The sequence below is a fragment of the Marinobacter sp. EN3 genome, from assembly GCF_000475315.1.
Lineage (GTDB): Bacteria > Pseudomonadota > Gammaproteobacteria > Pseudomonadales > Oleiphilaceae > Marinobacter > Marinobacter nauticus.
Genome location: NZ_AXCC01000052.1, coordinates 114145 through 137826 on the forward strand (window position 1 = coordinate 114145; position 23682 = coordinate 137826).

Sequence of the window (23682 nt, forward strand, 5' to 3'; positions counted from 1 at the left end):
ACCCGTTGACTTGCTGTCCCAATCATTTGACATTTTGTATCAGTCCACCAGATAACAAACGGGAGCAGAACCCAGGCATGCAGCCCCAGACCGAATATCCGGAATCGCCCCAGGTGGCGGCATCCAGCACACTGGCGCTGGTGCATTATCTGGAAACACGGGGTCTTCTGGATCGTGTCCGGGTGGAACAGGCTACCGGGCTGACACTGGCGACTCTGAAAGATCCGGACCTACGGGTACCCGCTTCTGCCCATTACCGTTTGTGGGAACTGGCCGAGCAGTTGACCGCCGATCCGGGCGTCGGCCTGCATGCCGGCCAGGTCATCGACCCCGAGCGCATGGGACTGGTCGGCCATGTGTTCTTCAACTGCGACACTCTGGGCGAAGCCGTGGTGCAGTATGTCCGGCTGCACCGACTGATCAACGAATCAGTCACCCTGAGTTTTGAGCAAACCCCGGACCAGGCCATCCTGACCTGGCAGCCGGATCGTCCGGATCATTACTGTCGCCAGGACATGGACCGCACCCTGGCCGCCGCCCTGTGCCGGACCCGGCATTTTATCCATCGCAGTATCGAGGCTGACTGGCTGGAAATTGCCCATCCGGAGCCAGCATATGCCGCTGAATACCGCAAACTGTTCGGTGGCACCGTCCATTTCGGCTGTGGCGTTACCCGCATGGCGTTTGACAGCAAGCATCTGGGCCACCCCATCCCGCACCGGAACCCCTATGTTTACTCAGCGGTGCTGAAACAGGTAAATGCGGTCATGGCCCGGCTACAGACCCGCCGCTCGTTCAGCCGAAAGGTGCGGCGCCTGATTTCCCGTCAGATGGCCACCGACCGGATTGATGCCGACACCCTGGCCCGGCAGTGTCATATGAGCCGCCAGACCCTGTACCGAAAACTCAAGAAAGAAGGCATGAGTTTCCACGACCTGGTGGAGCAGGTCCGCAAGGACAAGGCCCTGCGCTATGTCGCCGACGACCAGTACGCGCTTGGCGAAATCGCCTTTCTCCTGGGGTTCTCCGAGCTGAGTGCCTTCAGCCGTGCGTTCAAGCGCTGGACCGGTATTGCCCCGGCCCAGTTCCGGGCCAGTCATCAGGGACACGAGTCATGATCACAGAGAACCTTTCGCTACTGGCCATTCCGCTGGCAGCGCTGTACCTGGCGGCGCTGGCCTGTGTTTACCGCATCCTGCTCACCTATCGGACGGCCCAGGGAGCCATAGCCTGGATTCTTGCGCTGGTGGGCCTGCCCTACATTGCCGTGCCCATGTTCCTGCTGTTTGGTCGTTATCGCTTTGGTGGTTACGTCAAGGCCCGCCGCATGGGTGACAAATCCCTGACCAGCCTGCTCGATAATTTTGAAAGCCAGACCACCTCCATCACCAATCCGGGCCAGGAGCATTTCAGCGATGAATTGCAGGTCTTGTGCAAACTCGGCCGGCAACCATTCACCGCTGGCAACCACTGCACACTGCTGCGAGACGGCGAAGCCACCTTTGAAGCCCTGTTCGATGCCATGGAAGACGCCCGCCATTATCTGCTGCTGGAGTTCTACATTGTCCGCTCAGACCGGGTCGGTCAGCGCATCAAGGCCATCCTTGAACGCAAGCTGGCCCAGGGCGTGGAGGTCTGGTTCCTGTATGACGACATTGGCAGCGCGTTTCTGTCCCGCAAATGGCTGAACGAGCTGTCTGCCGCCGGCGCCCGCATTGCCTCGTTTGGTGACGGCAACATCCGACGTCGGCGCTTCCAGATGAACTTCCGTAATCATCGCAAGCTCCTGGTCTGCGATGGCAAGGTGGGATTTGTCGGTGGCATCAATCTGGGCGACGAATACCTGGGCACCGCCATGGACCAGGAACCCTGGCGCGACACCCATTGCCGGATCGAAGGGCCGGCTGTCACCGGCCTCCAGCTGGCCTGGCTGGAGGACTGGAACTGGGCCAGCAATACCCGGCCGGAACTGAACTGGGCGTCCGTGTCTCAGCCTCCCGGCGACCAGGAAGTACTGGTATTGCCCACCGGCCCGGCAGACACCTGGGAAACCTGCACCCTGTTCTTCCTGAACTGCATCAACAACGCGCGCACCAGGATCTGGATTGCCTCGCCCTATTTTGTGCCGGATTTCCAGATCATGAATGCCCTGCAGTTGGCGGCGCTCAGGGGGGTGGATGTTCGCATCCTGATACCGGAGAAAACCGACAGCCCACTGGTCCGGCTGGCCGCCTATTCCTATCTGGTACAGGCCAGTCAGGCCGGCATCGGCATCTATCGTTACCAGCCCGGCTTCATGCACCAGAAAGTGGTTCTGGTGGATAGCCGCTACGCCGCCATCGGCACCGCCAACCTCGACAACCGGTCCATGCGCCTGAACTTCGAGATTACCGCCGTCAACACCAGCCCGACGTTCATCCAGCAGGTGGAAACCATGCTGGAGGAAGATCTGGGCGCCAGTCGGCCCATGACCGAAAATGACTATCGCCAGCGCTCCATCCTGTTCCGGCTGGGCTGCCGGGCGGTACGACTATTGGCGCCCCTGCTTTGATCTGGCCCCGGGCGGGCGCTTGTGCGAACATGAGCGCTCGACTGATGCTGTAAACGACCATTTCATGAACGTATTCAAACCCAGAGAAACCCTGACTGAGCAGGTCGCTCGTCACATTGAAAACCTGATTGCCTTCGAGCAACTCCGTTCCGGCGAGCGCATCTATGAAAGTACCATGGCCAAGCAGATGGATGTCAGCCACGGCTCCATCCGGGAAGGCCTGCTGCTACTGGAGAAGCGTCACCTGGTGCGTAACGTGCCCCGCAAGGGCGCGTTCGTCACGCCCCTGGACGAACACTTTGTCCGCAGTCTCTACGAGACCCTGGAACTGTACCTGACTCACACTGGGCGAAAGCTGGTGCGTCAGTGGCAACCGAATGACATGCAGCGGCTGGAATCCCTGTACGAGCAGATGCGTGACCGTTTTCAGAACAACGATCTGATGGCGTTTCTGGAGCTGGGTATTGAATACACCAAAGCCTCACTGGTGTACGCCGACAATTACTTTATTGTCTCGGCCATCGAGGATCTCTGGCCCTCTGCCAAGCGTTGCGCCTTTGTCGCCCTGCGCCATGGCGGCAAACAGGTTCTGGAAGACAACCTGGTGCACATGGAAGAATCCATCCGGATAATACGGGAACGGGACGAACAGGCCCTGTCCGATATCCTGCACCGCTATGCCGTGCAGCAGTGTGAGCAGGTGCTGTCCGCTCTGAACAGCTGATACCGCGAAAACTCAATAGAACAGCTGAGTGAACGAGAAGCCGATATTTAGGTATGCGGTCCATTCGTCTTCGTTGTTATAGGCGGCCGAGAGCTGTACCGGCCCCAGGAAGGTATCCACCCCGGCAAAGACACTCCAGGATCGCACCAGCCCCGACCAGGTGGCGTCGTCCATCTGCTCCCAGGCATTGCCGGTCTCAAATCCTACGCCGGTGAACCAGGGCAGTACCGGCCCGCCGAACTCACGCCGGGCCCAGGCCGCCAGCAAAGCCGCATCATTTCCAGTGATCTCCCCCGGGGCATAGGCGGACAACTGCCGAAAGCCACCCAGGCGCGCCGCGTTCTCCACACCCGGTTCACCGCTGATGACCTGCCGGGTATACAACAAACCGGTGAGATTGAAACGTTGCCAGGTGCCAGTTCCCAGCAACATACCGGTGAGGGCATCGAACTCCCGGTCACTGCCGAGCTCTTCTCGCTCTACTCTGGCCCGGATACCGGCAAAAGCACCGGATTTCGGATAGAAGGCATCACTCAGGGAATCATGCACCAGTTGCAGGCTGCCGTAGCCCTGATGCACCTTACCGGAAGGTGCAACTGGAACGCCCACTTCGTCATCCACGGTGGCATAGCCACGGACATAACCCAATCGGATCTCGCCATCGCCACCCAGTTCCATGCCAAGGGCCAGATCCACTTCCCGAAAGGTCACATCAATCTCGGAAATACGGTCGCCGTTGTCGTAGATACTGTAATCATCACGGCGATATTCCACCCCAATCACCGCAAACCGGTCATAACCATAATCCAGCGGCTGGTACCATTGGCTGCGCACCCAGGGCTGGGTACCTAACTGAAGCCCGGTCTGCCATTCCGCCCCAAGGCGATTGAGTTCGGTCATCCGCAATCCGGAGGCCAGATTGAACCGGGTATCGCCGTCGAAGTTGTCCTCGTAATTCAGGCCAAACGACAGGTAGTTGGGCCCCCAGCTCTTCTCCCTGGCTTGAACGATCAGCACCGGGCCGGCCTCGGAAGGCCGCATGGACCAGGACACCGCCTCATAGTAGCCCAGGCCATAGATGCGCTTGAGGTCGGCTTCCAGTTGCTCGACATCAAGCGGCTCACCCTCTTTCTGCCGGATCCGCTCGCGCAGAAAATCACTGGCCAGGCGGTCGCCTTTACGGAATTCGATCCGGACGACCGGCCCCGGTGCCAGTTTCTCGGCCCGGAGCCGTGCACGGTAATCCCGCCACTCCGAGTCAGACACCGCCAGCCGGTTCAGGGCCACAGCATGATCCCTGGCTCCACTGGCCCCCAGCTCAAACAGCACCGGCGCGTCGTAGAAATCGGCAGAGGTGTGGCCTTGCAGATCTGGCTGGATCAGAATGTCGCGATCGGTTAACAGGCCCAGCTGTAATTCGGTGTTGCGCCGGGTCATCAGCGTGGTGAGCTGCCCGACCACTGAAAAAGCTTCGCGCATGTCCTCTGTGGTCATGAGCGGATCGGTGATATCCACGGCAATGACCACATCAGCCCCCATGTCCCGGGCCACGCTGACCGGTAGGTTGTTGGCCACCCCACCATCCACCAGTAATCGCCCGCCTCTTTCCACCGGGGCGTATACGCCGGGAATGCTCATGCTGGCACGAATCGCATCAGCCAGGTTTCCGTCGCCAATCACCACTTCAACACCGGTTTCCAGATCAGTGGCCACAGCCCGAAAGGGGATGGGTAGCTGATCAAAGTCATCCACCAGGGCGGCGTTACGGGTCAGCTCATTGAGAATAAACCCGAGATTCTGGCCGGTAACCAGTCCGCCACCAAACCGAACGCCCTCGGAACCGACGCCAATACCCGGCACCAGAGGCAGGCGCCAATCGTCCTGCTTTCGGCGCACCGGCTTGTAGGCCCGGCCCGGGTCATCGCGAAAGCTGGACAGCCAGTCCAGCCCGATAAATCGCTGTTCGATTTCTTCCACCGGCATCCCGGTGGCGTACAGGGCGGCAACGGCCGATCCGGCACTGGTACCGACCACTACATCAACCGGCACCTGCATTTCTTCCAGTACCCGCAGTACCCCGACATGGGCCATGCCTTTGGCACCACCGCCACTGAGCACCAGACCTATGGTTGGTCGAGCATTACTCGCATCAGCATCGGCCAAAGCATGAGGGAACCCGGGCAGGACAAGCAGAATGCACAGCAACCAGGACGGCCAACGAGTGCTCACAATCCCGTCACGAGGTCTGTTTTTTGTCATCGTCGGCCAGTGACAGATGGGAGGTATCCGGCACGACCGGTGGGGGGAGATCCCGTTTTATACCCAGATCACTGCCGGCAGGGGCCAGTGTCCAGTCATCAAGATGCTCAAACATCGGTGCCTCAGCCTCCTGATGCTCAACCAGAGTCACCCCGACCGGGTCCAGGCTCAGGCCGGAACCGGCCAGAATATCATCCACCTTTTCGCCGGCCACTGGCAGGCGATCGCCCGGTTCAACGGCTGGAGTGTTACCGGATTTCGCTTCCGGTTGCGCCGGCTTTGGTGCCGGAGACTGTGGCGGGACTGGCTGTGAGGCCGGAGTCTGAGCAGAGGGCGCCGGTGCTGGTCTGGCCGGCTCGGCTCCGGGCATCGGCTGCGCATACGCCACCATTCCGTGTTTTTTCAGCACCGCCAGATACTTCTCGGCCTGAACCTGCTCAAGCTTGTTACGAATGACGACCGGTTGCCCACTGAACATGCGGTCCAGCTGCTCGACGCTGGCCTTGAACAGGGCCCGGGCATTGTTGCGAGCGGTTTCCAGATCGGTGCCTGGTGTGCACTCTCCTTTGAACACGAGCTGGTACATGGCTATCCCTCTGCTTTTACAACAACTGTTGGTCAATGATAGCTGAAATCACAGGCCACAACAGGCATTAACCAACACAGGGCCTTACCATCCGGAAATCATTTCAGCATTGCAAACAATTGAAAAATCCAGCGCCCACAGGAGGAAAAGTACGCCACACTCTGCAATAATCAACTGTAACCAAACTTTACACTTGGTTACACTAGCAAGAATCACAGATTACCTTTCGGGAGCCTCACATGCGCACCTTTACTACCGCCCTTCTTTCTGGTCTGGTGCTCGGCTTGTCATCGGCGCAGGTATCCGCCGAAAACCTGGATGTATTGATGAGCCAGGTTTTTCAGGCCAATGAAGCCACCTACATAGGCTATGAAAGCATCGAGCGCGAGGACATTCCCGCCCGGGCCAGCGTAGACCGGAAATACCTGATTGTGGATTTCCGCTTTCCGAACCAACAGCCGGCCGCCGAACAACTCCAGGCCAGCGTACACAAAGTGTGCATGACCCTGCTGAAAGATCGTGAACTGATCCGCTCGCTGTCGGATTCCGGCTACGACATGGTGGCCGTGGCCTTTGACCGCCAGTCCCAGTTTGACTGCCTCTAGCCTGTAGCCCGGGCTATTCCTGTCCCAGTAGGCGGGGGAATGCATCCAGGGCGGTATTCACCGCGTCCAGATTAAAGGCCTCCACATCCGCCAACAGCTTCTCACCGTAGCGCGTGACCGACGATGAGCGATGCCGCTGCCCCCATTCGATAATGCGGACCGCGAAATCCTTCATCTGTTCCGGGTCGCCGCTCTCGCGCACTTCCTGCCATTCATTACCGAAGTCTTCAGCCAGTTTTTCCCGCAGCCAGCCCCGCTCATGCATACTCATGGTCTGGGCCAGCAGGCGCTCGGATTCCTCCGGCGCGCCATCGTCATCAGCCTGCTCCACCGTCGCTTCTACTCTGGGCAGTACCACCTTGAACGTCGAGCCCACATTGGCTTCACTTTTCACGGTCAGTCTGCCGCCCATCATTTCCACCAGTTTACGACTGATCGCAAGCCCCAGCCCGGTACCGCCATAACGCCGGGAACTCTGGCCTTCCTGCTGCTCGAAGGCTTCAAAAATGCGCTCCTGCTGGTCCGGGGCTATGCCGATACCGGTGTCAGCTACGGTCACCACCAGCCGGTAGTAACAAACCTCGGAATCGGCATCCGCCGGCTCGCCCAGCGGCTTGGCGACCGCTCGCACGGTAACCCCGCCGTCGTGGGTGAATTTGATGGCATTGCCCACCAGATTAAACAGCACCTGTCGCAAGCGGGTTTCGTCCAGCATCATCGCCGAGGGCATACCCGATCCCACGCTCACTTCCAGGGTAATGCCCTGCTCCGTCGCCCGCAGGTCAAAGATGTGGCGGACATCACTGAGCAGCCGGCGCACGGAAACAGGGCCGAAATCCAGGCGCATCTTGCCGGCCTCGATCCGCGACAGGTCCAGAATGTCATTGATCAGCATCAGCAGGCTTCGACTGCCCGCCCGGATGGCATTGAGGTAATTGCGCTGTTGGGGATCTGTGACCGAATTGTAGAGCAGATCGCTGTAGCCAATCACCGCGTTCATAGGCGTTCGGATTTCATGGGACATGTTGGCCAGGAATTCGCTCTTGGCACGGCTCGCAGCCTCCGCCTCCCGGGCCAGCCGCTCCGCCTCAAGCTTGGCGGCACGGAGTTCATCCTCACTCCGGCGCAGCGCGTTCTCGGACCGGATTCGCTCATCCACTTCCAGTGAAAGTTTGCGGTTCCAGTACAGGAAGATCAGCACCACCACGATGGCTATCAGAATGATCCGCCGAACCACGGTGTAATCGGCTTCCTGTTCGATATCCAGGTGAATCCAGCGATTATAGATGGCTTCGGTTTCGGACGTCGGCAGACTGCCCAGCGCCTTGTTCAGAATGCGGTGGAGCTCAGGCTGGGCCGGGCTGACCGCCAGTCCCAGATCGTACTGGTAAGGGGTAATACTGGTAATCCTCAGGTTCGACAGACCGAGCCGTGCCACCGTGTAGCTTACCGCCGGGATATGCGTCACCATCACATCCAGATCGCCGTTGGAAAGCGCAAGCAGCCCGTCTTCCACGGTCTGCTGGGGATAGAGGTCGAGATTCGGATGATTGATCAGCAGATAGTCATGACTGGCCTGGCGGTTTACCACGCCGACCCGCTCATCCCGAAGTTCACGCAGGTCTCCGATAAAGCGACCGGCGTCGCGGATCGCCAGCGCAATGGGCACGTTGACATAGGCCCGGGTGAACAGGAATTCCTGCTCGGTACGAGGCGTGCGGGACATGCCGGGAAGCACGTCCAGCTCACCGGATTTCAGTTTTTCCTCGGCGTCGGCCCGACTGTCTACCGTCACTCGCTGGAAGCGAATCCCCAGATCCTTCTCCAGCCGGCTGAGCAAGTCGGCGACCAGCCCCGTGGGCCGGCCATCCTGTTCAAACTCGAACGGCGGCCAGTCCGGCCTCAGTCCGACGGTAATCTCCGAGTTACTGGCCAGCCATTCCAGTTCACCGGCGGTCAGGGCCACGTTTCGGGTCTCGACTTCAGGCAGCTCCCCCGCCAACCAGGACTGGCGAATATTGCGATGTTCCTGATGGGTCAGTGACGATACCGTGCGATCAAACACCCGAAACATGCGCTCCTGCTCAATGGGAACCTGCAGCACCACATCCACAGGTCGCCGATCCAGCAACACCGCCAGCCCGACACCATTGATCATCGCCGATTCGAGGTAGTCAGACACCACCGGAACCGGCCCGAGAAAAGCATCTGCCTCGCCCGACATAACCCGGCTGACCGCCTCACCCAGGCTGGAAACCGGTACCGGCGTAAAGCTTTCCACCGGGTCCAGCAGCGGAAACTGATTGGGGTCGTCGCCGACAATGACAACCTTCGCTGCCTCCAGATCAGACAAAGTCCGGATTGCCGGGTCGCCGGCATTCACAAACACCCCGTAGGTGAGTGACATCAAGGGCGCTGTGTGTCGCACGCCGGGAATAACCGGGGCGCCGGGCAGTCGGGTGGTCAGGATCAGGTCCGGCTCTGGCCGCTCAGTGCCCAGCATCTGGTTCATCAGAAAGGGCTCAATGGGCAATCCCAGCTTGGAGGACAAGCGGTTGAGGTAGTCCACCCAGATGCCCGCCATGCGCCCCTCCCCGGTATCGAACACCAGCGGCACCTGGGTATGCCTGACCCCCACATTGAAGCCATCCTGTTCTGCAAGCCAACGCAGATCTTCAACGCCCAGTACGGGCGCCGGCGAATTCTGGGGTGGATCCGCCAACACGGCCCCTTGAAAAAGCAGCAACAGGAGGCAAAACATGAACTGTGAACGAGACTTCACTGGATATCCTCGGCGGGTCCACTACATTTCAGGAAAACCATACCTGCAAACGGGCAGGATTGCATTTTGCCAATGAGCTGATGGAGGTACGTAACCATGGACACCAGCAAACACAGCCTGAGCACCCTGTTCGAACAACTGGGTCTGCCCTCCGGTCAATCGGAAGTCGAGCATTTCATCGCCCGACATTCACCATTACCCAGTGAAGTCGCTATCCAGGATGCGCCCTTCTGGTCAGAGAGCCAATCCCATTTTCTGGAGGAAGGGCTGGAAGATGACAGCGACTGGGCGGAGGTGATTGATGAACTGGATGCCCTGCTAAGGCGCTGATTGGCTGGGTCAGAGCACCGACACCCGATTTCGGCCCTCATCCTTGGCCTGATAGAGGGCCCGATCAGCCCGGTCAAACACCGACTCTTCGGTGTCGTCGTCCTGAAAACCGGTCAGCCCCGCTGAAAAGGTAATGCTTACCGGCTCGCCGCTGAAATGGAACGGCAGGCCGGATACATGTTCGCGCAGGGAATCCAATACCTTGCGGGCTTCATCTGTGGGCGTTTCCGGCAGAAGCACCACAAACTCCTCGCCACCGAACCGGGCGATAAAATCCGTCGACCGCAGGCGAGTGCTCATCTCCCGGGCCACCAACTGCAGCACGCGATCCCCTGCCTTGTGGCCATAGGAATCGTTGATGCGCTTGAACAGATCCACGTCCAGCACAGCCACCGTGAGCGGGTGCCGGTAGCGCAACCAGCGATTGTATTCAAACGACAGCCGTTCCTGCCAGGCTTCACGGTTGGGCAGCTGGGTGAGCAGATCGGTCAGGGCTCGCTGACGCTCTTCACGCACCTGGGCCTGCATCTGTTCCGAATGGGCCTCCATGGCCGCGACTTTCTCCTGCATGGCTTCCAGTTGGTTCGCCAGCAGTTTTTCACGCTCGCTTTCCGACGTCCGGAACCGCTCCAGCGCACTGCCAATAAATTCCAGGCGTTGACTGACCGACTGCTTCAAAGCTTGAATATCCTCGCTGGCGCGGATGTCATCCCCCACCTTGTCCAGCTCGGCACGGATTTCCCGGTCCAGCGTTGCTGTGGCGTCCTGCCGGCCAGTCTGGACATCGCTCTGCTGGGCAAAATGCTCCCGTAACGCCTGCAAGCGCTCATCCAGGCGTTTCAGGAAGGCCTCGAATTCGCGCTGGCTGCGGGTGATGGCGGCGATCACCAGGTCGGCGACCCGGTTCAGCCCCTCCCGGAGCACTTCCCAGTCGTTGCTGGTCAGCAAGGTCTGCTGTAATTCCCGGGCTTCTGCTTCTGCGGCCGGCTCCAGGGAAGCCTGTTGCAACAGTTGCCCCAGTAACTGGCCGATGCGGCGTGCAATTCGCCGTCGCTGTGTGGTATCCGCCAGATCCACACCTTCTGCCGGGGCTTGCGGTTCCGGTGTGGGCGACACAGCCTGAGGCCCGGCCTGCTCGTCCAGCAGGGTAATCTGCCGGTCAATCTGGTCCTGCAGCTCCCGCCAATGCTGCAGGTTGATCTGTTTCTTACGGATATCCTCCCGCAACCGACCCAACAATTCGTCCAGCTCCGGTCGCTGTCCTTCAGAGGCCAGACTGGTTCGTACCAGCATTCGTTCCAGCAGATTACGTTCGGATTCCCACTGTTTTTCCCGATGCTCTGCTTCTTCCAGTTCCCTGAGATATTTCTCTTTCCAGGAATCTTCAGATGCCATGAACTACTCCCTTACTGGCCGGCACGATGCTCTTCCTCTTCACACCCTGTGCGATCGGTCGTTCGGCGGCGCGCCCGGGGATGGCTCTGATCATAAACCCGGGCAAGATGTTGAAAGTCAAGATGAGTATAGACCTGGGTTGTGGCAATGTCCGCATGACCCAGCAATTCCTGAACCGCGCGCAGGTCGCCACTGGATTCCAGCATGTGACTGGCAAAGGAATGCCTGAGCAGGTGGGGGTGCAAACGCTGGTCCGCGCCGTGCAGAATACCCCAGCGAGACAGGCGACTCTGGATACTGCGCCGGCTCAGACGGGTACCCCGCTGGCTGACAAACAGTGCCTTCTCACCCTCGGTGACCAGTGCCCGCCGGCAGGACAACCACTGTTGCAACGCCGCCACGGCCTTACGGCCGACCGGCAGCACGCGCTCCTTGTTACCTTTACCGAGAACGCGGATTTCTGGGCCCTTCAGATCCAGAGCCGACAGATCGGCCCCGGCCAGCTCCGCCAGCCGAAGGCCGGAGGAATACATAAGCTCGAACATGGCCAGATCACGGATTTCGAGGGGGTCTTCGGGGGTGGCATCCAGTAACTGGCCAATCTGATCAACATCCGCAACGCGGGGCAAACGCCGACCACTTTTCGGCGCCCTGATGTCCAGAGCCGGATTATCGATGGCAAGCCCTTCGCGAAGCAGATACTGGTAGAAACGCCGAATCGACGACAGGTGCCGGGCAATGCTGCGTCCGCTCAGCCCATCCCGGCTGAGCCGGGCTACGTAGCGCCGAACATCGTGGGCAGACAGCTCTGACCAGTCGTTGAGGCCGTTATCTGCAAGCCAGGCGACCAGCCGCTGAAGGTCGCGCTGATAGTGTTCGCAGGTACGGGGTGAATGCCGTTTCTCGGATTGCAGATGACGAATGAAGCCGGTCAGCGCCGCCAATTGGCTCGCTGATCCTTTGTGGTCACTCGCCGCCACGCTCACCCCTGGCCGGTCTCCGCGGTCAGATCCGTCACCGGAGCGCCGGTACCATGGCGCTTGAGCATGGGCGGCAAAAGCCGGCTCAGGGTGTCACTGATGTAGCTCAGGAACAGCGAGCCCATGCTCTGATCAAAGTAACCGGGTTCACAACTACCGACAGCAAACACACCCACCAGACCTTCGTGGCGCAGGGGCACAAGGGCAACGGAGGCGATGGGCTCGTCACGGTCCGGGAACAGGAATTCACGCTCATTCTCGCGGAACTGGCCACAAACGGCCCGCTCCCCTTCCAGCAGGCTTCCCAACCGTTCGCGTGCCGCGGCCGCATCCACCATATGCAGGGCACCCTGTGACTGAAGCTGACCGGTTTCACTGAACAGAAGTACCGACGCGGCATCCAGACCAAAATCACCCCGGATACTGTCATCAATGGCAGCCGCCATATCCTGCAGGTTACGGGCTTCAATCACCTGCATCAGCAGGCGTTTGCTTTTCTCGAACAACCGGTCGTTGTGGCGGGCGATGGACACCAGTTCCACCAGCTCCCGGCGTAACGTGTCCCGCTGTTCCCGGAACAGGTGCACCTGACGCTCCACCAGGGAAATCGCCCGGCCGCTGTCATGGGGCAGAGTCAAACTGCGCAGCAGCTCGTCCTGGTCGATAAAAAAGTCCGGATTGGCCCTCAGATATTCTGCGACCTGTTCCCTGGTGAGTTCGCCGGCCTTCTGGCGGGCCGTTTGTTCTGTCATCGTGTTCTCCTGATCGGTTCAGGCCCCGTTTTTATGAGGTCGGGTGTTCGGGCGGGCACTCCTGCGGCGCCGGGGCTGGGGTTCGCCAGGCAGCCGCAACTGGCCTTCAAATACCGTGGTTGCAGGACCTTCCATCATAACAGGGGTACCTTCCCCCTGCCATTCAATGACCAGCCTGCCGCCACGCAACTCGACTTCGACCCGACTGTCCAGCAAGCCGCGGAGACAACCGGCCACCACCGCTGCACAGGCACCGCTGCCGCAGGCGAGTGTTTCGCCGGAGCCCCGTTCAAACACACGCAACCGGGCATGGCGGCGATCAATCACCTGCAGAAAACCAATGTTGGCCCTGGCCGGAAACCGGGGATGCTTTTCCAACTGCGGGCCAAGGCTTTCCACCGGCGCCGTATCGACATTGTCCACCACCAGCACTCCGTGGGGATTACCCATGGAGATGGCTGACAGCTCGACCGTCTGACCATTCACGTCGACGGTATACACATCCTTGCGCTGATCCGCTGCAAAGGGGATCGCGGGGGGGTTGAGCTCCGGCACCCCCATGTTGACCGCTACCAGGCCATCCCGACCCACTTTGAGCTCAATCACACCCTTGGCAGTCTGGACCCGGATAACACGCTTGTTGGTCAGGCGCTGATCGCGCACAAAGCGGGCGAAGCAGCGGGCTCCGTTGCCGCACTGTTCCACCTCCGAGCCATCGGCATTGAAAATGCGGTAGCGAAAATCAACATCCGGAAGCCCCGGTGGCTCCACCACCAGCAGCTGATCAAAACCGATCCCGAAATTGCGATCCGCCAGCTCCCGGATGGTGTCCGGGGCCAGCCGGAATGGCTGGCTGATGGCGTCGACCACCATGAAGTCGTTACCCAGCCCGTGCATCTTGGTAAAGCGCAGGACCGGACCCTGGCCACGTCGTTGCTGAGACATCTCGTTCCCCCCGCTCATTCCGGCAGGCAACTTTCCGGCGCCAGTTGGTCGTCCAGAGTCTCCCGGCGCCGAACCACATGCACCTGATCTCCGTCCACCATCAACTCCGGGGGCCGGTTGCGGGTGTTGTAGTTAGAGGCCATAACAAATCCGTAGGCCCCAGCCGAGCGCACCGCCAGCAAATCGCCGGCTTTCAGGCGCAGAGCGCGATCCTTGCCGAGGAAATCGCCGGTTTCGCACACCGGGCCCACCAGGTCCCAGGGCCTTTCCTCACTGTCCTGATGGGGCTGAACCGGAATAATGGCCTGCCAGGCACTGTAGAGTGCCGGCCGGATCAGATCATTCATGGCCGCATCGATGATGGCGAAATTCCGGTGTTCGGTGCACTTCAGGAATTCCACCCGGGTCACCAGAATGCCCGCATTCGCGGCAATGGAGCGGCCCGGCTCGAGCACCAGTTCGAGCTCCCGATCACCCATGCGTTCATTAAGGGCTTTCACATAATCTGCCGGTTGCGGCGGGGTTTCCTGGTTGTAGGTCACACCCAGACCGCCCCCCATATCCAGATGGCGGATACGGATGCCCTGCTCTGCCAGGGTGTCGATCAGAGAAAGCACCCGGCCCAGGGCATCCAAGAACGGCGAAACAGACGTCAGCTGTGAGCCGATGTGGCAGTCCACCCCGTGGATATCCAGGTTGGGCAGGCTGGCCGCCCGGGCATAGACTGCCGGCGCCTCGGCGATATCGATGCCGAACTTGTTTTCCTTCAGGCCGGTCGAGATATAAGGATGAGTGCCCGCATCCACGTCCGGATTCACTCGCAGGGAAATGGGCGCTTTCACTCCCAGTTCGCCAGCCACCTTGTTCAGGCGATCAAGCTCGGTGTCGGATTCGACATTGAAACAGCGAACGCCGGCCTCCAGGGCCCGCTTCATTTCCCATTCCTGCTTGCCAACGCCGGAAAAAACCACTTTACCGGCATCCCCGCCGGCACGAAGCACACGTTCAAGCTCTCCGGCCGAGACTATGTCAAAACCGGCCCCCAGACGAGCCAGCACATTGAGCACGGCCAGATTGCTGTTCGCCTTGACCGCATAACACACCAGATGAGGGCGATTCTTCAGGGCCTCATCGTAAGCACGGTAATGGCGCTCCAGCGTCGCCCGGGAATAGATGTAGGCTGGCGTACCAAAGCGCTCGGCGATATCGGCAACGGCAACGTCTTCGGCGTAGAGTTCGCCGTTACGGTAATTGAAGTGATCCATGCTGTTCCTGAAAGCTTAAGGTCGGGTGGTCTGGCTCAGGGCTGTTCATTGTCCTCATCGGCATTTTCGCCCGCCTCCGCAGCTGCCTCGGTGTCACCAGTCTGCGATGGTACGGCGTCGGGCACCGGCGCGTTCCGGTACAGCGGCCCTTTCTGGCCACAACCGGATACCATCAAAACCACAAACACCGAGAGCGCGACGGCCAGGCGGCGCACAAGCCCAAGCTGCATACCCAATCCCCTGAGTGAATAATGGCCGAAGTATACCCGACACCCGGGCCGCACCGCGAGGATTCACATGTTCAGGACAGGTGCTGGTTTAGGGCATCTTCCAACTGCGCCCGGTAGAACAGGTACTGGCTGGTCTGGATATCGCGCTGATACAGCTGTGGATCGAGATCGTGGGGCAGATGCAGGTCAGTCAGATACACCGGATAGGGGTCCGGACTCTGCCGCAGGGAGCGGATGTAATGGGCCACCGCCGGAATCAACCGGTCGCCATATTCCTGCACGGTAAACTCCTGATCGTTGCAATACAGATCAAAGCGCAGAATGCTGTCACCCTGTTGCACGCCCACCGCCTGCACTTCGAGGCCGGACAAGGGCATTCCGGCGACCAGTTCTGGCCGCGGATCGGCCAGCCATCGGCCATCCCTGCGTACCAGTTCGTAACACCGGATACCGGCGACCGGCTCCAGATTATCTGCCTGGCGCAACTGCCGGCGCTCAATAACACTGTCCAGAAATCGCAATAACGGTGCCAGTAGATGACGGCGTTGCTGGGCCTTCAGCTGGCGATGCCACAGACTGCCATACTCATCCACCACCCAGAGCTGGCCCTGGTCTCCCTGCAGCTGCCAGAATACCTGGATGTTACCGGCTTCGGAGGCTTCACATACCGCTTTCAATAGGGGAGCATCCTGCAAAGCATAGCGATCCGGCACCACCGGCAGAAAACTGTCCTGGGGCTGGAACAAGGCATCCATCAATGCCGCGCGGCTATCCAGGGCAACAAACCCCGGCTCCTGCCCATTGAACTGGAGCAGAAAATAACGCTGATCCATCTCGATGATATAACGCAAGGGATGGGGGCCGGTGCCGCCTGCAAAAAACTGTCGGAGCACATCGGCAAACAACTCACTCACACGCCGGGCAATGGCCTGTCCGTGCCCCCGGCTGGGCGCCATCACTCGGATATCCGGCAATTCCGCAGGGTTGATCGCCACCTGAGCGAGCACATTCTTCAAACACTGGATCAGGGTATCCCCAGCCGCGTAATGCTGCAGACTGACTTCGTGCCAGCTGTTCAGGGTAATCTGGTCGATGGTCACCACCAGGTTGTCCCGGGCCCCACTGAACCCGAGCGAGTCGTTGCGGGCGCTGAGTTTATGCAGCCCCCGCTCGGTCAGATGAGCCTGTGGGTCCACCGCCACATTCAGCAACAACAGGTTGCGTAACGGCCGTACTGCACGGGACAGGGCCTGCCGGGGCGCCGGGGGCATAGGCACCGGCAGGAAACCAGCCAGCACATCCAGTATTTCCTTCAACTCGCTGACCGACGCCACGCTCTGGCCCGCTCGCACATTCAACCGTGTACTGCGACTGAGCAGCCCGTTGCAGTAACACCAGACAAGCAACTCAGCCAGGTTGCCGGCGCGGCGAATAACCGGCTGCCAGAAGGCGTCGGACGGATCTTCAAGATCCCGGTACAACAACCAGCCGTCTCCGGCTGCCCCCTGTTCACTGCGATGGTGAAACGACAGATTCTCTTCTGCCAGCGAGGGCACCAGCCCAGGATTGATCAGCTCGACCTTACCGGCCTTGCGCTGGAAGGCGGCATAGAGCTTGCGGCCCAGCAGGTTGATGTCATTGGCGCTGATCGACGCCTGTGCATCCTGTTCCCGGGCCAATCTGGCCAGCAAGCGGTAACTGTGGGTAAGCTCGGCAACCACCCGCCGGCGTAACCCCATCACTTCCTCGGCACACCAGCGCTGACGATCGTCCAGCCTGCCCAGATCCTCCGATGACCAGCCCCAGCCTTCAACCAGGCTGCGCAACAACTCGACCCGCCAGGGGTCACCTACCATACCCGCCCGGCTGAGCGGCAAGCCGGATTTCAGGTACAGGCTTCGGCGCACCAGCTCCAGCCGATCTGCGCCGTCACGGGCCAGCAACCACTGCTCCAGTCTCTGGTACAAAAGCACGTAGGGGTCCAGGGCATCGGCGCTAATCACACCATTGTGAACCGCCTGCTTGAAGCTGGCCGAGAGCAGTGGTCGCTCCCGGTCGGTGGCGTAACATTCAATCAACAGCAGCTTGAGGATGGCTTTCCAGGGCGCATCGATTCCTTTGTAGAGCTGCCAGATGCCAGCGCCAGGCAGTTCTGCGGGAGGAATGTCCGGCACCGCGCCAAAGTCGATGTAATCCCTGGCCTGGATAAACCGACACTCCACCAGCTGTCGCCGGCAGTGGTCGTAATCGGCCTCCCGGTCTACCGGGATCAGCCACCACAACGGATATTGGCCGGCGAGGTGAATGCTGGTGCGGTAGAACTCATCCAGCAACAGAAAATGCTGGGCGCTGCCGCAGTTTTCCCCGGTGACTTCCACGCGCTGTCGCCCGGCCCGCCAATCGGCGGCAGAGAACACAAACACGTGCAGCTCCACCCCCAGGCCACCGGCCCATTCCGACAGTTTTTCGGCTTTTCGCTCCAGGCACCGAATGCCCGACGCCGGCAAATCCTGACGGTGGCAGAGCCAGACATCCAGATCACTGGCCACCGAGTGGCCGAGGGTGCCAGGGCTTCCCATCAGGAACAGACTGTCCAGATCAGGCTTTCGAGTGCCCTTGTCACGATAGTGAAAGCTACGGGCGTAACGGCGGGCGGCGTCCAGCACTTCCTGGCCGGGCGTGTAACCACTGAAGCCGTCCGGGCAGTTACCATCCAGATAGCCAGGCAAGGCCGGATGGTTACGGTGAAAAACCAGCGGCAACAACTCCAGCACCATCTGCTGCCGGTAGGTCAGTGCCGAGCACGCCCGCTGCCAGCGCTGCTGGTTAACCAGCAGAAACCGGTCCCGCAGGCGCCTGAGCGTCTTTCGGTCGATTCCATCCTCGAAATCGAGAACTATGGGCGCGGCGTGAACGGTCAAGAGAGCTCCGGCAAGAGGTTATTTTCGGCAAGATAGTCAGTATGATGAATGAATCGTGGCAAAACCTGTAAAAAAATAAAAGCACAGGCAGTGAACACGCTGCCAGCCCGAGCGAGGCACCCGAGCTGTGAAAGAGTTTCTGATTCAACGCTACCGGCCCGATCCGACGGGCCCCGTTATCCGGCCCACCCTGCTTCGGGTGGATGACGATGGCCGGATCATCCAGGCTGATCGCCATGCAGAAACCATGTTTGGCTACGACATCAGCGATCTGACCGGGCAGAAAGTCCAGCATATTCTGGCTTCCCGCCAGGACGATCCCTTCGCCCCCGCCCACCGACACCGGCTCGACAATGGCCAGACAGTGCTGGTGACGTTTCGCCACAAGGATGGCTTTTTCTTTACTGCCCTGCTCGGGCTGCGAATGGAGGTCCGGGATTCAGACCAGGCCGCTACCGCCTCGATTACCCTCAGAGACAGCGATGCCATGGATAGCCGGATTCAACGACTGGCGGAACAGAATGCCGGCTTTGGTCTCTGGGAACTGGACATGCCCAGCAACGAGATCAGCTGGTCCGAAGGTATGTACCGCCTGCTGGAACTCAAAGCCGGCAGCGAGCTGACACCGGAACAGGCGCTGTTTTACTGCCAGACAGGCCAGAACCGGGTACGAGCGATGTTCAGGCGCTGTATGCGCACCGGCCAGCCGTTCAGCATGGACCTGACCATTCTCACCAGCCGGCAACGGCCACAACGGGTTACTCTGGCCGGTCGTGCTCTGAAGAACGGCGGCCGGGTGCAAAAACTCGGCGGCGTGATGGTCAACCACAGCGAGGCCATGGTCCACGATCTGGAAAAACAACAGGCTCAGCAGATTCTTCAAGCCACGACCGCCGCATCCTCTGATCTGGTGGTAGCCATCGACACCGAATTCAGGCTGTTGCATTTCAACACCCCCTGGTGCCAGCAGTTTCAACACGCCTTTGACCTGACGCCAAAGACCGGAGACAACCTGCGCAGCCTTTTGAAGGACTTCCCAAATGAGCGGAGACTGATCGAACGGCTATGGCAACGGGCCTTCGACCGTGAGCATTTTGTGGCAGAAATGCCCCTGAACCGCCAGGGAGAGGGACTGCCGATTTACGAATTTCACTTCCAGAGCATCCGCGGAGACCGGGGTGAGGTCACCGGGGCCGTTCATGTCGCACGCGATATCAGCAACCGGATCCAGCACACCAGCAACAGCGATTACCGCATGCGACACGATCCGGTCACCGGACTGATGAATCGCCGTTCTTTCATCGAACACCTGGAACGGGCCATGGGCCATCGCCACAAACGCCAGAGCACCGACGGGCTGCTGTTTCTGGATCTGGACAACTTCGAACAGTTCAACGAGGACGCTGGCAGCGGCACCTGCGACCGCTACCTGCGGGAACTGGCCGCCATGCTCGGGCTGCGCGTGCGACAGCGCGATGCCCTGGCACGACTGGCCGGCGATACCTTTGCGCTGTTCATCGAGAACTGCCCGGAACCCAGAGCGCGAAAGATCGCCGAGGAAATCCGCGAACAGATTGCCCAGTTCCAGTTTGAATGGCAGGGGCATACCCTGCAGACCACTACCAGCGGCGGTCTGCTGATTCTGGACAGTGAGTTGCCGGAACGGGCCGACACGCTGCTCACCCAGGCTGCGGACCTGTGCCATACCGCCAAGACTTCAGGCCGGAACCGGATCCACACCGCCCATGCACTGCCGGATGCCGCCGGCGATACTGGTACAAACAAGCAGCTGGAACAGCTCCGCCAAGCCCTGGACCACCATCAACTGATCCTTGAGTTCCAGGCTCTGAAGCCGGTGGCGAGTGTGACCTGGGGCGACCATATTGAAATACTGTGTCGCATTCCCGGTCAGGGACCGGACGACACCACACTCCTGCCCGGACAGTTCCTGCCCCTGGCCGAGCGCTTTGACCTGGCCAAACGGCTGGACCGTCAGGTCATTCGTCAGGCCCTGGACTGGCTGGGGCAGCACCGACTGCTGGAACCAAGGCTGAAATACTGCGGCTTCAACCTGTCTCTGGCCTCGGTACTGGATGACACCTTTGCCGATTTCATGGAACAGCTACTGGCACCCTCACCGTTCCGGGCGGAGTGCTTCTGCCTGGAGATCCGGGAAGCCCATGCCACCCAGTATCCGGACGAAGTGGCCGTGCTCTGCGATGCACTGCATCGAATCGGTTGCCGGGTGGCTCTGGAGGGCGCTGGTGCCTCCGTGGAAAGCTACAGCCTGGCCGCCCAGCTGCCGGTGGATATCATCAAACTGGATAGACGGGTGATGGATCATCTGGAGGATGACCCGGTTCAGCAAGTAATGGTGGATGCCCTGCATCGTATTGCAGAAGCCGCAGGCAAGGAGACCGTTGCCACCTTTATCGAGAGCGACGAAACCCTGAGAAAGGTCCGTACCCTGGGCATCCATTTTGGCCAGGGTTACCGGTTATCAAGGCCCCGACCGCTGGCGGAGCTGAAGCCGGTAGGGGTTGAGCTGAGTACGGGCTGGATCGGCGGCTAAGTTATGTTGAGGGCAGGCTTCATTCTACCCCGACCTCACACTGGATCACTTCAGAACCGCTTCCGCGGCTGCTTACCAGCCCTCCGTCGGGATTCCGTGTTCCCTGAGGTAATCGCCGTTCCTTTCGAGATAGCCTTTTGTGCGTTCCGTGAACCGGGAAGGGTCACCCGGCAACTCCGTGGCCTGCATGCGCATCACCTCGATCTCGTTGCCAATCTGGTTCGAAATCCAGACCACCACGGTACCGCCGGGCGCCAGGCCAATGGTCAGGAGGTTCCGGGGGCCTGAGCGCACATCAACCTGCGTAACATAGGTTGCCGGCTCCCGCATTCGGTCCAGCAGGTCTTCCGGCACCTGAATGATCTTGGTGTAATATTTCTGCTCCGCGTAGGAAAACCACTTGACCAGAATCAGTTCCGGAAAGGGGTCAGCTCTGCCCCCAGGCCCGGTTGGGCCACGGGCCCCCTTCCAGCAGCACCCCACCGTGCCTATCGGCTGGCGCCAGCTCCGCTCACCCGACTTCTCCAGGAACATATCAGTCACCCACACTTCGTAGTGCTGTGGCGCCGCTATCCTGACCATCCAAAGAGTGTCGTCCGCCTTCGACCACGCCGAACAGCCGCTGCCCAACAGGGCGATGGCCATGACTCCCATGGCCAGTATTTTCTGAATCATTAGTCGCCCTCTGTCTGTGGATACACCAGGCGCTCGCCTGAAGGTGCTGGTGCATTGGGATGAAACCCCTGCAACTTCGCAGGCAAGCCCGCCACCATGGTCTCAATAGCGTTGTAGTGCGCCGAGTAATGGATATAGCGCTGGAGCAACAAGTTCTCATGTTCCGTGGTCAGTGAGGGGGCGTCATTCCCTTGTACAACCTGTTCCAGAATTTGTTGAAGGATGGGTTCAAGTTCACCCTGTATCAACACGGTCTCATCAGTGGGATCAACTTCTCTCAGTGGCACTTCCTGTTCTACCGCCAATCGGTGCATCAACCGAAGAGGCACCCGTGAATACTCCCCCCGCACCTGGCGCAGCATCCGCAACACCAGTTCTACCCGGCCATCCTGGGCCGGGTGCTCGTGGCGCAGGGTGACAATGTCCAGCCGGGCTGGCCCTTCCGGGCCCTGGTCTTTCGGCCATGCCTGCAATTGCTCGGATTGCCGTACCGGCAGATTATATGGGCCAATCCAGCCTGCCGTCTCTATCTGTTGCCGCTTGGCCTCCAGGTTATCCCATTGGAGGGTTTGGTCCGGCCTGCTCAGCCGGTCGCGAGGCACCTGTAACCTGAGGCTTAACAGCACGTCCTCTCGCTGGCTGTCGCCGTAGCCACCGCCAATATCGGAATGAACACCCGGCAGGGAAATTTCCCGGAAGTTGGCCGGCAAGCTGCCGTCGCGGCTTCGCAGACTGTTCAGGGCAAAGTTCCTGCGGTGCTCATGGGCCGCGGTCAGGTGCACCGCCTGGCCCACCTTGCCTGGATCCAGGTACAACTCCACCGGGTGGTTGCGGTTGTTATGGGCCAACGCATCACCAGCAGCGAGGTTAACGATGGCGGCCACGGAGTCGAACAGCCCCACGAAGCGAATTTCTACCGTCTTCGGCCAGAGGATACCGCTGTCAGCCAGCATCTGGGCCAGCAGACCATTCTCCCCCTGATTTATCTCGTGTGCAGTATGGCGGCCAGCCGCCGCGCCCCGGCTGAAGCCGAACAGGTCCAACGTAAGTTTGTCGATGGGTTTGTCCAGACGGTCGGCGGGCAGGTTCTGCAAGACTTCTTTCACCCGCAAGGCCAGTTGCGAGAAAGCATAGTCCACCTGTGCGATAACGCCGGCCTCCCCCATGCCGGTGGCTGCGCTATACATCACATCATCCTCGCCAGTCTTGGTGCCAGCCCCAGGAGCATAAATTTTACGCCGGTAGGTGCTGGTACCCTCCTCCTCTTTTTCGTCTTCGACGTACAAATCCCACAGCTTCGCCACATTGCTGGCCGCATTGGCGTAACTGTCGCCCAACATCAGACCCATCCGCCGCTCACACTCTTCCCGGCCGATGGTGTTATTTTCGTAGGGAATCAGGCACTCCTGCTCCAGCTGCTCAACGAAGGCCCGGGTATTGGCGGCGTTGTTCATGGTGCCATCGGTAAACAGGCCCACTTCCAGGTGTATCTTTGGGGCGGGTGCCTGAGAGGAGTCTGCCTTAGCGTCTTCGGTTGCGGATGCTGCAGACATCAACACGGGAGCCACCAGTGCGGAAGCCCCTAAGGGCAGGCTCAGCCGATGGTCATCCACGCTACCTTGAGCCGCCCGCTCCCGGCGCTGACGCTGCCGGTAGTTCATTGAGAACATGTTCACTTCCAGCGACCCGACACCCCAGGATTCGGATTGGCGCAACTGCTCGCAGGTAATGCCACAGTTGTTCAGCTCTGCTACTGCACACTCAATCTCAGATGGAACGTTCAGCCAACTGCCCTCTATCCGCCACTGGCCACCGGCAGGCAGACTGTTGTCTGGCCGCCAGGTCACCATCGGCGAGAAAGGCTTATTCCACTCCGAACAGACCAACATCAACTCGCCGTCTCTGACCGCCCGATGGACAGTTTCCGCTAGGTTCCGTCGGTCACCAGAGCCATACCTGAACAGCGATTGCATGCTTGAACGAAGATGGTTGTCCTGCTCAACCAGGAGGCGGGCCCTGTCGGCAGCAAAAAAAGGAGTTTCAACAAAGGGAATGTCGAGGACCTTCAATTCTGAAGGCCTGACCAGTTTCACAAAGCTCATCGTCAGCG

At 59.9% G+C, this 23682-nt stretch carries 18 protein-coding genes; 6 read left to right on the forward strand and 12 right to left on the reverse strand.

What is annotated here, in order from left to right; genetic code table 11:
• Window positions 1-77 precede the first annotated feature (77 nt).
• From Q675_RS33140 to Q675_RS33150, 3 genes are all read left to right on the forward strand, one after another.
• Entirely contained in the window at window positions 78-1118 is a 1041-nt protein-coding gene (locus Q675_RS33140) for an AraC family transcriptional regulator (RefSeq protein ID WP_022992139.1), read from the forward strand.
• On the forward strand, window positions 1115-2551 hold the full coding sequence (gene cls / locus Q675_RS33145) for a cardiolipin synthase (RefSeq protein WP_023011750.1): 1437 nt from the start codon (window positions 1115-1117) through the stop codon (window positions 2549-2551). Before Q675_RS33140 ends, cls begins: the two co-directional genes overlap by 4 nt.
• Before the next feature lie 64 nt (window positions 2552-2615).
• The gene (locus Q675_RS33150; protein ID WP_023011751.1) at window positions 2616-3275 is read left to right on the forward strand and encodes a GntR family transcriptional regulator; all 660 of its coding nucleotides are present in this window, start codon (window positions 2616-2618) and stop codon (window positions 3273-3275) included.
• A gap of 12 nt (window positions 3276-3287) precedes the next feature.
• On the opposite strand, the gene Q675_RS33155 is transcribed toward Q675_RS33150, so the two are convergent.
• Both Q675_RS33155 and Q675_RS33160 read right to left on the reverse strand, forming a co-directional pair.
• The gene (locus tag Q675_RS33155) at window positions 3288-5534 is read right to left on the reverse strand and encodes a patatin-like phospholipase family protein (protein ID WP_051995633.1); all 2247 of its coding nucleotides are present in this window, start codon (window positions 5532-5534) and stop codon (window positions 3288-3290) included.
• A complete protein-coding gene (locus Q675_RS33160; protein ID WP_023011753.1) occupies window positions 5512-6120 on the reverse strand; it encodes a hypothetical protein in 609 nt (202 codons plus the stop codon). The genes Q675_RS33155 and Q675_RS33160 overlap by 23 nt, the downstream gene beginning before the upstream one ends.
• Before the next feature lie 239 nt (window positions 6121-6359).
• On the opposite strand from Q675_RS33160, the gene Q675_RS33165 reads away from it, so the two are divergent.
• The gene (locus Q675_RS33165) at window positions 6360-6725 is read left to right on the forward strand and encodes a hypothetical protein (protein WP_023011754.1); all 366 of its coding nucleotides are present in this window, start codon (window positions 6360-6362) and stop codon (window positions 6723-6725) included.
• A gap of 13 nt (window positions 6726-6738) precedes the next feature.
• Here the strand turns inward: Q675_RS33165 and Q675_RS33170 are convergent, their stop codons facing one another.
• A complete protein-coding gene (locus Q675_RS33170; RefSeq protein WP_023011755.1) occupies window positions 6739-9486 on the reverse strand; it encodes an ATP-binding protein in 2748 nt (915 codons plus the stop codon).
• Window positions 9487-9603: 117 nt separating this feature from the next.
• Here Q675_RS33170 and Q675_RS33175 point away from each other — a divergent pair, with 117 nt between their 5' ends.
• A complete protein-coding gene (locus Q675_RS33175) occupies window positions 9604-9837 on the forward strand; it encodes a DUF2789 domain-containing protein (protein ID WP_023011756.1) in 234 nt (77 codons plus the stop codon).
• A gap of 9 nt (window positions 9838-9846) precedes the next feature.
• On the opposite strand, the gene Q675_RS33180 is transcribed toward Q675_RS33175, so the two are convergent.
• The 7 genes from Q675_RS33180 to Q675_RS33205 all read right to left on the reverse strand — a co-directional run bounded on the left by Q675_RS33180 (window position 9847) and on the right by Q675_RS33205 (window position 18325).
• Window positions 9847-11232: a GGDEF domain-containing protein gene (locus Q675_RS33180; RefSeq protein WP_023011757.1), complete on the reverse strand. Its 1386-nt coding sequence runs from the start codon at window positions 11230-11232 to the stop codon at window positions 9847-9849.
• Between the two features lie 11 nt (window positions 11233-11243).
• Window positions 11244-12218, reverse strand: a complete 975-nt coding sequence (gene xerC / locus Q675_RS33185; protein ID WP_011784042.1) for a tyrosine recombinase XerC — start codon at window positions 12216-12218, stop codon at window positions 11244-11246.
• Window positions 12215-12964, reverse strand: a complete 750-nt coding sequence (locus Q675_RS33190; RefSeq protein ID WP_023011759.1) for a DUF484 family protein — start codon at window positions 12962-12964, stop codon at window positions 12215-12217. The genes xerC and Q675_RS33190 overlap by 4 nt, the downstream gene beginning before the upstream one ends.
• Before the next feature lie 18 nt (window positions 12965-12982).
• On the reverse strand, window positions 12983-13909 hold the full coding sequence (gene dapF, locus Q675_RS33195) for a diaminopimelate epimerase (RefSeq protein WP_031211627.1): 927 nt from the start codon (window positions 13907-13909) through the stop codon (window positions 12983-12985).
• A gap of 14 nt (window positions 13910-13923) precedes the next feature.
• Complete coding sequence (gene lysA, locus Q675_RS33200; protein ID WP_011784039.1) at window positions 13924-15174, reverse strand: diaminopimelate decarboxylase; 1251 nt, start codon at window positions 15172-15174, stop codon at window positions 13924-13926.
• Window positions 15175-15209: 35 nt separating this feature from the next.
• Window positions 15210-15404, reverse strand: a complete 195-nt coding sequence (gene lptM, locus Q675_RS0119350; protein WP_022992130.1) for an LPS translocon maturation chaperone LptM — start codon at window positions 15402-15404, stop codon at window positions 15210-15212.
• Window positions 15405-15475: 71 nt separating this feature from the next.
• On the reverse strand, window positions 15476-18325 hold the full coding sequence (locus tag Q675_RS33205; protein ID WP_011784037.1) for a class I adenylate cyclase: 2850 nt from the start codon (window positions 18323-18325) through the stop codon (window positions 15476-15478).
• A gap of 127 nt (window positions 18326-18452) precedes the next feature.
• On the opposite strand from Q675_RS33205, the gene Q675_RS33210 reads away from it, so the two are divergent.
• Window positions 18453-20897 carry an EAL domain-containing protein gene (locus Q675_RS33210; protein WP_023011761.1) on the forward strand — a complete coding sequence of 815 codons (2445 nt, stop codon included), beginning with the start codon at window positions 18453-18455 and terminating at the stop codon, window positions 20895-20897.
• 72 nt (window positions 20898-20969) lie between these two features.
• On the opposite strand, the gene Q675_RS33215 is transcribed toward Q675_RS33210, so the two are convergent.
• Window positions 20970-21572, reverse strand: a complete 603-nt coding sequence (locus tag Q675_RS33215; protein ID WP_023008373.1) for a DUF2931 family protein — start codon at window positions 21570-21572, stop codon at window positions 20970-20972.
• Window positions 21572-23674 (reverse strand): T6SS phospholipase effector Tle1-like catalytic domain-containing protein, encoded by a 2103-nt coding sequence (locus Q675_RS33220; protein WP_023011762.1) that lies wholly within the window; start codon window positions 23672-23674, stop codon window positions 21572-21574. Before Q675_RS33220 ends, Q675_RS33215 begins: the two co-directional genes overlap by 1 nt.
• Window positions 23675-23682 lie beyond the last annotated feature (8 nt).

Excerpts from the sequence above, each read along its gene's own strand:
- Q675_RS33140 (WP_022992139.1), top strand. The coding sequence starts at position 78 with ATGCAGCCCCAGACCGAATATCCGGAATCGCCCCAGGTGGCGGCATCC.
- cls (WP_023011750.1), top strand. The coding sequence starts at position 1,115 with ATGATCACAGAGAACCTTTCGCTACTGGCCATTCCGCTGGCAGCGCTG.
- Q675_RS33150 (WP_023011751.1), top strand. The coding sequence starts at position 2,616 with ATGAACGTATTCAAACCCAGAGAAACCCTGACTGAGCAGGTCGCTCGT.
- Q675_RS33155 (WP_051995633.1), bottom strand. The coding sequence starts at position 5,534 with ATGACAAAAAACAGACCTCGTGACGGGATTGTGAGCACTCGTTGGCCG.
- Q675_RS33160 (WP_023011753.1), bottom strand. The coding sequence starts at position 6,120 with ATGTACCAGCTCGTGTTCAAAGGAGAGTGCACACCAGGCACCGATCTG.
- Q675_RS33165 (WP_023011754.1), top strand. The coding sequence starts at position 6,360 with ATGCGCACCTTTACTACCGCCCTTCTTTCTGGTCTGGTGCTCGGCTTG.
- Q675_RS33170 (WP_023011755.1), bottom strand. The coding sequence starts at position 9,486 with ATGTTTTGCCTCCTGTTGCTGCTTTTTCAAGGGGCCGTGTTGGCGGAT.
- Q675_RS33175 (WP_023011756.1), top strand. The coding sequence starts at position 9,604 with ATGGACACCAGCAAACACAGCCTGAGCACCCTGTTCGAACAACTGGGT.
- Q675_RS33180 (WP_023011757.1), bottom strand. The coding sequence starts at position 11,232 with ATGGCATCTGAAGATTCCTGGAAAGAGAAATATCTCAGGGAACTGGAA.
- Q675_RS33190 (WP_023011759.1), bottom strand. The coding sequence starts at position 12,964 with ATGACAGAACAAACGGCCCGCCAGAAGGCCGGCGAACTCACCAGGGAA.
- dapF (WP_031211627.1), bottom strand. The coding sequence starts at position 13,909 with ATGTCTCAGCAACGACGTGGCCAGGGTCCGGTCCTGCGCTTTACCAAG.
- lysA (WP_011784039.1), bottom strand. The coding sequence starts at position 15,174 with ATGGATCACTTCAATTACCGTAACGGCGAACTCTACGCCGAAGACGTT.
- lptM (WP_022992130.1), bottom strand. The coding sequence starts at position 15,404 with ATGCAGCTTGGGCTTGTGCGCCGCCTGGCCGTCGCGCTCTCGGTGTTT.
- Q675_RS33215 (WP_023008373.1), bottom strand. The coding sequence starts at position 21,572 with ATGATTCAGAAAATACTGGCCATGGGAGTCATGGCCATCGCCCTGTTG.
- Q675_RS33220 (WP_023011762.1), bottom strand. The coding sequence starts at position 23,674 with ATGAGCTTTGTGAAACTGGTCAGGCCTTCAGAATTGAAGGTCCTCGAC.